The organism is Candidatus Cloacimonadota bacterium (genome assembly GCA_012522635.1).
GTDB lineage: Bacteria > Cloacimonadota > Cloacimonadia > Cloacimonadales > Cloacimonadaceae > Syntrophosphaera.
This window is the reverse complement of record JAAYKA010000112.1, coordinates 1-8,591: the sequence shown is the minus strand read 5'-3', so window position 1 is coordinate 8,591 and position 8,591 is coordinate 1. Positions and strand designations below refer to the sequence as shown.

Genomic DNA, 8,591 nt, shown 5'->3' with positions numbered 1-8,591 from the left:
TCTAAAGGGCGATTCATGTGGCGCTGTTTGGGGAACCAAGAATGGGAGCGGAAAGCCCGCCATCCAGGATGATGTTTTGTCCGGTGAGGTTTTGCAGACCTGAATCCAGCAAAAATTCAATAGTGAGCCGCAGTTCTTCCAGGGAAATCAACTTCCCGGTGGGGCTCATCTTTTTATAAGTTTCAAAATAGCGCTGTCGAAAGGCCAGATATTCTCCCTGATAATCCGCTTCCAAATCAGTTTCAATCGGGGCTGGTGAGATGGCGTTAATCAAAACATTTGAGGGCGCCGCTTCCAAAGCCACGCTGCGGACAAGATTCACGATGGCGGCTTTCGCTGCGGCGTAGGCAGAACCGCTGGGCAAGCCAGTTTGAACCACATTTGAACCCAGAAGCAACAGCCGTCCGAATTTGCGTTCCAACATCCCCGGAAGGCAGGCTCGGACAGCGTTGTATGCCATGGTCACGTTGCTGTTAAAAACTTCGTCGAACATTTTGGGGTCGCTTTCCGCCAAGGTTTTGGCGTCGGAACTGCGGATGGCAGCGCAATGAACCAAGCCTGTGGGCTGTGCGCTCAATTCCTGACATCCCTCTTCCAGAGCCGTTTTGAGGGCGGTTAACTCCATGAGATTACAGCTTTTCAGGCAAATCCCGGGAAGGCCGCGCAGTTGGTCAATCCGTTTTGTGTCCCGGTGAAAAAGCAGAAGTAGCCGCTGTTTTCCGCCAGCCCAGGCTTTTGCCAAAGATGAACCAAGCTGGCCATTGGCTCCGGTGATGACTACAAGTCCGTTCATAGCTTGATAATCCTATCCACCAGGCAGAGCGCCACCTCGAATTTATCGCCGGTCAAAACCTCTGGTTTGCCGTTTTTAGCGGCGCCGGCTTTGATGAGGGAAAGGCTGGTTTCATCAGAGCCCGCGGTGTCCAGATGGTTCACGCAGATGAGGTCAAGATTCTTGCTTTCCAGCTTTTTACGTGCGTTGGGAATAAGGTTTTCTGTTTCGGCGGCAAAACCCACCAGCTTCTGTTTTTTGCCTTTTTTCTTGCCAAGCTGAGCCAGAATATCATCCGTGGGAACCAGGTCCAGCATGAGATTGGCGCCCTTTTTAATCTTATGGGTGGATGCCTTCAAGGGTTTGAAATCCGAGACCGCGGCACATTTGACCACAATATCAGCCACTTTGCCGGCTTTCAGGGTTGCATCCTTCATCAGTTGTGCTGAGGGCGCGAAAATTGTTTCCTGCAGGTGGCAGGGCGGTTTTTCATCCATCAAGGCGTGGATAAGAGTCACTTTGGCGCCCCGCAAAGAGAAAGCGCGCGCAATCGCCAAACCCATTTTTCCGCTGGAACGGTTCGTTATCATGCGCATGGGGTCAATCGGTTCGGCGGTGGCGCCAGCGGTCACCAAAACGCTGATTCCATCAAGGTCTTGGGGATATTCCAGATGGCAGCGGATGGCATAAACAATTTCCTGATTGGGTGGATATTTGCCCTTTCCCTCGTAACCGCAGGCCAGAAGTCCTGTTTCGGGCTGCATGATGAAATGACCGCGCTCTTTCAGGATACGCATATTTTCCTGTGTGGCAGGGTGTTCGAACATGTGAACGTTCATGGCGGGAACAAAAAGAACGGGTTTGGCATGCGCCAAAAGGATGTTTGAAAGCAGGTCGTCAGCCATTCCGCGCGCGGCTTTGGCCATGATATTTGCCGTGGCGGGTGCCACCACAATGAGGTCTGCCCAATCCGCCAAAGCTATGTGTGGGATGGGGTCGGCATCCTCAAACAAGGATGTATGCACGCTTCCACCGCTGATGGCGGCGAAATTGATTCCAGCCACAAACTTCCGAGCCGATTCTGTGAGCACGGTTTTCAGCTCAAAACCTGCCTTTTTCAACATGCTGGCAAGCTCGATGGCTTTGTAGGCGGCGATTCCACCGCTCACGCAAAGCAAAATCTTTTTCTTCATAACGTAATTCCTTTCAGGTCAGTTTCCTGCGCGCGCTGATGCTGTCAATTTAAAACTGCTGCCACCAGGGACCGGTTTTATGCAATCTGGGTTTGAAGCGCCGGGAACGCTTTTTGTGCCACATTATGACAGCGCCAGGCCCCAGCTCAAAATGTTCATCCACAGCCTTCACGTCTCCAAAGAATAAAAGTATATCATCTTTGAAGTTATAATTATAATCGATGGGGATTTCCATGAGGTTCATCATAACAAAAATCGCTTCCCGATGGTCAAAACGTACCCAGGAGAGGTTATCGCAACAGGGATCCCAGAAAGCGAAGTGTCCCTGGGTCAGGACTTTATACTCCTTGCGCAGCTTCACAAGTTCTTTGACCAATCTATGCAGTTCAAGAGCATCCGGGGCGTTTTCCCAATCCCAATTAAAGGGACGACGATTATCAGGGTCACGACCTCCCAACATGGCAATTTCGTCTCCATAATAGATGTGAGGCGCACCGACAAAAGTCATCAGGAACAGCATGGCCAGCTTCACTTTATGAAGGTCGCCACCGGCGAGTTCCAAAACCCGCACGGTGTCGTGACTGCCCAAAAGATTCATCATCGCCTGCGATGCCAGCCAGGGATATTGAGCCAAACCTTCTTCCACGCGCTGGACAAAGCTTTGGTAGCCGCAAATGCCGAGGATGAAAAAATCCAGAACGGGGTCCTTGAAATAGGCGTAATTCATCACGGAATCGAAATATCTGGGGTTCACCCAGGGGCGCGCGTTTTGCCAGATTTCGCCAACAATCCAGGCTTGGGATTTGGTGGCTTTCACTTCGCGGCGGAAAAGCTCCCAAAACCAAAATGGAACCTCATCCGGAACGTCCAGCCGGAAGCCATCGATGCCAATTTCCCTCAGCCACCAGCGTGTGCATTTCAGAAGGTGTTCCACCAAAGGCCAGTTCGGCTCTGCTTGGTCAATATCCTTGATGTGGTTTTCCGCGGGATGGCTGCGGCTGAGGTCAAAATTCAGGTCTGGCATATCTTTGATGCCCCACCAGCTTTGATAATAATCCTTGGGTTGAAAATCCGCTGGAAGTGGCTCTGGCAAAGGCCAGCGATGCCAGTCATACCAATTCCAATACCGGGATTCGGGGCCTTTTTCCACGCAATCACGAAAAGCCCAATAATCCTCACCGGTGTGGTTGAAAGCCACGTCCACAATAACATGGATGCCCCGCGCGTGAGCTTCATCAACAAGCGCTTTCATCTCCTCTTTGGTGCCAAAATGAGGGTCGATGGCGCAAAAATCGATGGCGTCATATTTGTGGTTCGAGCGCGCCTGCCACAGCGGATTGAAATAGATGACGTTGATGCCCAAATCCACCAGATAGGGCAGCTTTTTTCGCACTCCGGCGATGTCGCCGCCATAAAAAGACCACCAATCCGGCTTCCCTTTCGGCAGCCAGGGACTCTGTTTCAGACCGCTGATGTCGTTCCAATCCTCCACCAAATGGAAATATTCCCGGTTGGGAGGCAAAAGTTCATTTTCCGGCGGCTGGGTGCGACAATCCGCGTAATAATCTTCGCTGAAATCCGGGTCATTGCTGGGGTTGCCATTGTAAAAACGGTCTGGAAATATCTGATAGACAATGGCTTTATGAGCCCATTCGGGAACCGAGAACCGTTCCAACTCTTTCAGATTTACCGGCAGAGGACGAGCTTCATGAGGGCTTGTAAAACCTTCCATACCATAGCATAAGCTGTTCTCATGACCCTCGATGCGAACCAGGATTTCCGCTGTGGCCTCATCGGAACCGAAAAAACAATGCCAAGCCGCGGATTTTTGGGCTTCTCCCAGATAAAACAAATCAAAACGCTTGTCGTCCACAAAGGCGTACAGATTGCCAGGCAAGGAGTTATGCCAATGGAAACGCAGTTCAAACCGGTTTTGGGAAAGGCGGTTTATTTGAAGACGGGGTTCATCATGACCGCTCAGCAAACCAAGGTTTTTCTCAATATCGCTCCAGCTTAGCTCCGGCTCTTTTCGCCCCTTCACTTTCAACAGCGAATTTTGGCCTCCAAAAGGGTCTGGAACACGTTTGGGACAGTTGGGGTCGAGCATCCAGTTTCCATCCACAATCAGCTTGTAGCGATATTCCCCAGGGTTCAAATGCAGGCGGAAAAGGTAGATGCCGCCAATATCCGTCATATCCAGAATTTCCCATTGGGTAAAATCACCCGCGATGCCGACCTGATGGTCTCCCGCTGTGGGTGGCTGGTAGCGTAACTCTATTTCCGGCATGGCTTTATCATCCAGTTTTCTTGGTTTTGGATTTGCTGGCTGAGGATTTCGCAGGGCTGGTTTTCGCTGTTTTAGTCTGCTTTTTGGGTTTCGTTGTTTGGCGTTCGATATGGTTTTTCAAAAATTGTCCCGTGAAGGAATCCGGGTTTTCCATAATCTGTTCCGGTGTCCCGACCGCAACCACGTAACCTCCATCTTCACCGCCTTCGGGACCCAAATCGATAATCCAATCGGCGGATTTTATCACATCCAGATTGTGTTCAATCACCACCACCGTGTTTCCCATACGCACGAGTTTTCCCAACACTCCCAACAGCTTCTTGATGTCGTCGAAATGCAGGCCGGTGGTGGGTTCGTCCAAAAGATAAAGCGTGTTTCCCGTGCTGGTTTTGCTCAGTTCCCGCGAAAGCTTGATGCGCTGGGCTTCTCCGCCGGAAAGGGTGGTGGAAGGCTGTCCCAGCTTGATATAATCCAGCCCCACTTCCATCAGGGTTTCCAGTTTTTGGCGGATGGGACGGATGTTTTCGAAAAACTCGTAAGCCTCCTGCACATCCATATCCAGAACCTCGGAGATATTTTTACCCTTGTAGCGCACGGAGAGCGTTTCCTGATTGTAGCGCTTGCCTTTACAAACCTCGCAGGTCACAAAAATATCCGGCATGAAGTGCATTTCAATCTGGTTCACACCCGCGCCATGACAGGCTTCACAGCGTCCACCCCGCACGTTGAAGGAAAAACGTCCCGGCGTGTAGCCACGCACCTTGGAAGCTGGTAACTGGCTGAAAAGCTGGCGGATGGGGTCAAAAAGCTTGATGTAGGTGCTGGGATTCGAGCGCGGAGTGCGGCCAATGGGGTCCTGGTCGATGCAAATCACCTTGTCGATATGCTCCAAACCCTTGATGGATTTCAGGTTACCCACCTGATGGTAGCTGCGGTAAAAGTGGTTTTGCAGATACGGATAGAGGGTTTGATTGATGAGCGAACTTTTCCCGCTGCCGGAAACGCCGGTAACGCAGACCAGCAGCCCCAAAGGTATATCCACATTGATATTTTTCAGGTTGTTTTTTGCCGCGCCCTTGATGGAAATCACGCGGGAATCCGGTTTCACTCTTTTTGGGGGAATGGGAATGCTTTGTCTGCCAGAAAGATAGGCTCCGGTAAGTGAATCCGGATTTTTCATCACTTGGTTCAAAGTGCCAGCCACAACGATTTCTCCGCCAAAAACACCGGCTTTGGGACCAAAATCCACAACCATATCCGCGGCGCGAATGGTGTCCTCATCATGTTCCACAACAATCACGGTATTGCCCAAATCCCGCAATTGACACAGCATCTTCACCAGTTTGGCGTTATCCCGCTGATGCAGGCCAATGCTGGGTTCATCCAAAATATACATCACGCCCACCAGTTGCGAACCAATCTGGCTGGCGAGGCGGATGCGCTGGGATTCGCCTCCGGAAAGGCTGGGCGAGCGTCTGTCCAAATTCAGGTAATGCAGGCCCACGCTTTCCAAAAAGCCCAGGCGATTGCGGATTTCCTTCAAAAGCTCATGCGCGATAAGCTTTTGGTTTCCCTCCAGCTTCAGTTTGGTGAAAAAGTCACAAGCCTGTCGAACGCTCAGGGCGGTGGCTTGGGCGATGTTTATCTCCCCGACTTTCACGCTCAGAGAACTGGGTTTCAGCTTCATGCCATTGCAATCGGGACAAGGTTTATCGCTGATATATTGCATATAATGACGCCGCATTTCCTCGGAAACCGTTTCATGCATACGGCGCTGCAAGGTTGGAATCACGCCCTCATGGCGCATGAAAATTTGGCCTGAACCGCGGGCGTTGGTCCAGGCGTTCTTGAATTTACGACCTTTGGAACCCCACAGGATGAGCTGTTTAACGATATCCGGCAGCTTGTTCCAGGGCGTTGTGAGCGAAAAATCATAGGCTTTGGCGAGGTTTTTAACCGTGTTCATGGTCCAGCTATCCGGCTTGCTTTCCAGCCTGCCCCAGGGTGCCACAGCTCCTTCCAAGATGGTGAGTTCAGGGTTTGGCACCACCAGGTCGGGGTCAAATTCCAGCTTGTAGCCCAAACCGTTGCAAAGCTCACAGGCGCCGATGGGACTGTTGAAGGAAAAATGTTGCGGAGAAAGCTCTTCAAAGCCGATATTACAGCGTGCGCAGGAATTTGTGGCGGAAAGGAGCTGCGCTTCACCCAAATCCGGAAAATCGATTTTCACGGTGCCTTCGCCAAGCCTCAAAGCCAGTTCCAGCGATTCACTCAGCCTGCTTTGGATGCCTTCTTTCAACGCCAGACGATCCACCACCACGGCGATGTCGTGCTTGCTTTTTTTATCCAGAACAATCTCTTCATCCAGGCTGCGCATCTTCCCGTTGATTAAAACCCTCAGAAAACCTTCCTGACGCAAATCCTCCAAGACTTCCTTGTGCTCACCCTTGCGGGATTGAGCCAGCGGCGCCAACACTTGGATGCGCGTGCTTTCCGGGTTTTCCAAAAGACGCTGCACCATCTGGTCAACTGTCTGCGAACCCACCCGGTCACCGCAAATATGGCAATATTGTTCACCGATGCGGGCGTAAAGCACACGCAGATAATCGTATATCTCCGTAACCGTGCCCACCGTTGAACGCGGGTTTTTGCTGGCGGCTTTTTGTTCAATGGAAATCGCCGGGGAAAGCCCCTCAATATAGTCCAGTTTCGGTTTTTCCATCTGTCCCAAAAACTGACGCGCGTAGGCGGAAAGCGATTCCACATAGCGTCTTTGACCTTCCGCGTAGAGCGTGTCGAAAGCCAGGGACGATTTTCCCGAACCGGAAACACCGGTGAAAACCACCATGATGTCGCGGGGGATTTCCAAGTCGATGTTTTTTAAATTGTGCTCTGCTGCACCTTTAATGACTATTTTTGTCTTCAATTTCAAAACCTCTGTCCCGGGCAGAAAATTTCGAAGCCATGGATTTGTCAAATGAAAACTCAAGCTCCCGCCTCCCCAAGACCAAAAAACACCTTAACCTTCTGCCATAAAAAGAATAAGCTCACTTGCCTCTGTTTTGGAGCGAAATACCTGTTTGATTTTACTTGACAACATATCAAGTGGTTACAAAGTGACCTAAAGAGGTAAATAATGAGAAAATCAATCTGGCTGACCGCCATCTTACTCAGCTTTTGGCTGGGGGCTGCAGCTTTGAACATATATGACGTGCAATACACCGCAAACCGCGGCGTGGACGGTTCCTACCCCTCGCCCTGGTTGGGAAAGCAGGTCACTTTGGAAGGTATTGTTGTCGCCACAGGTCATCGCGGAGAAGGTTTTTTCCTCTCAGAAAGAATTAGCGGCGCCTGGCGTGGAATCTATGTGCTTGACAGCAAATACAATCCTTCCGCCGGAGATTTTGTTCGCCTCAGCGGTGAAGTGGCGGAGATTTTCGGCATGACCTGCATCCGGGATTTGAAATCCCTCCAAGTTCTGGACCGCAACCGTTCTTTGCCCAGCCCTGTCACCATCAGCACCGGACAGCTTTCCAATCCCATGGAAGCGGAAGCCTATGAAGGCGTTTACGTTCGGATTTTGAACGCTTCCGTCACCAGTTCCAAGGGCAAAAACGGACGCTTCACCATCAGCGATGGCAGCGGTCAATGCGCTGTGGCGTTGCAAAGCTTTGGGCAAAAAACTTCCGCCCCCTCCGTTGGAACCCAGTATGCCCAGGTTTCCGGAGTCGTAACCTTCAGTTATGGCGAATACATTTTAAACCCCTTCTCCTCCTCTGGCACGCAGTTCCAGCAGCCTGTTTCCACCCAAAGCCGGAGCTGGGGAAAAATTAAATCCATCTATAAATAAAGCAGCCTAAGGAGAGACCATCATGAAGAAAATTTTTAAAAAGGCTTTGGTGCTCGGAGGCGTTGCCCTGGCAGCCCATTTCGGCTTCAAGGCATACAAACGCGTTAGCGGCATTGCCAAATTGGCAAAATCCCTCCCTGAATTTCTTAATAATATTTATGGCGAAAGGCCTAAACTGAGCGTGAACCAAAACTTGAATATCCTGAACATCAAAGTGCAGTTCTCGCCCGAAATCCTGGAAAAACACGAAGATATCGAAACCACCGTGCGTGAATATATCGATGACTTCCATCCCGAAATGGCAAGAGGCGCCATCAACATCGAAGTAACCGCCCTGCAGGGAGATGAAGAAGGCGAAGAATACTTTGAAGAAGAAGATGAGGAAGAAGAAGTTTCCGCCGAACCAGAAATCGAAGCATAAATAATACTTTTTTCTAAACACAGATTACCCGCGTTCCTTAAGGGACGTGGGTTTTTTTGATATAGATT

General features: G+C 50.7%; 6 protein-coding genes. 2 read left to right on the top strand and 4 right to left on the bottom strand.

Going from position 1 to position 8,591, the window contains the following annotated elements:
* Nucleotides 1–13: 13 nt before the first annotated feature.
* The 4 genes from GX135_05915 to uvrA are packed head-to-tail and all read right to left on the bottom strand — an operon-like array spanning nt 14 to nt 7,178.
* Nucleotides 14–793 (bottom strand): SDR family oxidoreductase, encoded by a 780-nt coding sequence (locus tag GX135_05915; GenBank protein ID NLN85621.1) that lies wholly within the window; start codon nt 791–793, stop codon nt 14–16.
* A complete protein-coding gene (coaBC, locus tag GX135_05910; GenBank protein ID NLN85620.1) occupies nt 790–1,965 on the bottom strand; it encodes a bifunctional phosphopantothenoylcysteine decarboxylase/phosphopantothenate--cysteine ligase CoaBC in 1,176 nt (391 codons plus the stop codon). The genes GX135_05915 and coaBC overlap by 4 nt, the downstream gene beginning before the upstream one ends.
* Before the next feature lie 49 nt (nt 1,966–2,014).
* Nucleotides 2,015–4,252 carry a cyclomaltodextrinase gene (locus GX135_05905; GenBank protein NLN85619.1) on the bottom strand — a complete coding sequence of 746 codons (2,238 nt, stop codon included), beginning with the start codon at nt 4,250–4,252 and terminating at the stop codon, nt 2,015–2,017.
* Between the two features lie 7 nt (nt 4,253–4,259).
* Nucleotides 4,260–7,178, bottom strand: coding sequence for an excinuclease ABC subunit UvrA (gene uvrA, locus GX135_05900; protein NLN85618.1), 2,919 nt, complete (start codon nt 7,176–7,178; stop codon nt 4,260–4,262).
* Nucleotides 7,179–7,388: 210 nt separating this feature from the next.
* Here uvrA and GX135_05895 point away from each other — a divergent pair, with 210 nt between their 5' ends.
* Both GX135_05895 and GX135_05890 read left to right on the top strand, forming a co-directional pair.
* Nucleotides 7,389–8,102: a hypothetical protein gene (locus GX135_05895; protein ID NLN85617.1), complete on the top strand. Its 714-nt coding sequence runs from the start codon at nt 7,389–7,391 to the stop codon at nt 8,100–8,102.
* A 22-nt stretch (nt 8,103–8,124) separates the two neighbouring features.
* Nucleotides 8,125–8,523, top strand: a complete 399-nt coding sequence (locus GX135_05890) for a hypothetical protein (protein NLN85616.1) — start codon at nt 8,125–8,127, stop codon at nt 8,521–8,523.
* The last annotated feature ends 68 nt before the right edge of the window (nt 8,524–8,591 follow it).

Excerpts from the sequence above, each read along its gene's own strand:
- GX135_05915 (NLN85621.1), bottom strand. The coding sequence starts at position 793 with ATGAACGGACTTGTAGTCATCACCGGAGCCAATGGCCAGCTTGGTTCA.
- coaBC (NLN85620.1), bottom strand. The coding sequence starts at position 1,965 with ATGAAGAAAAAGATTTTGCTTTGCGTGAGCGGTGGAATCGCCGCCTAC.
- GX135_05905 (NLN85619.1), bottom strand. The coding sequence starts at position 4,252 with ATGCCGGAAATAGAGTTACGCTACCAGCCACCCACAGCGGGAGACCAT.
- GX135_05895 (NLN85617.1), top strand. The coding sequence starts at position 7,389 with ATGAGAAAATCAATCTGGCTGACCGCCATCTTACTCAGCTTTTGGCTG.
- GX135_05890 (NLN85616.1), top strand. The coding sequence starts at position 8,125 with ATGAAGAAAATTTTTAAAAAGGCTTTGGTGCTCGGAGGCGTTGCCCTG.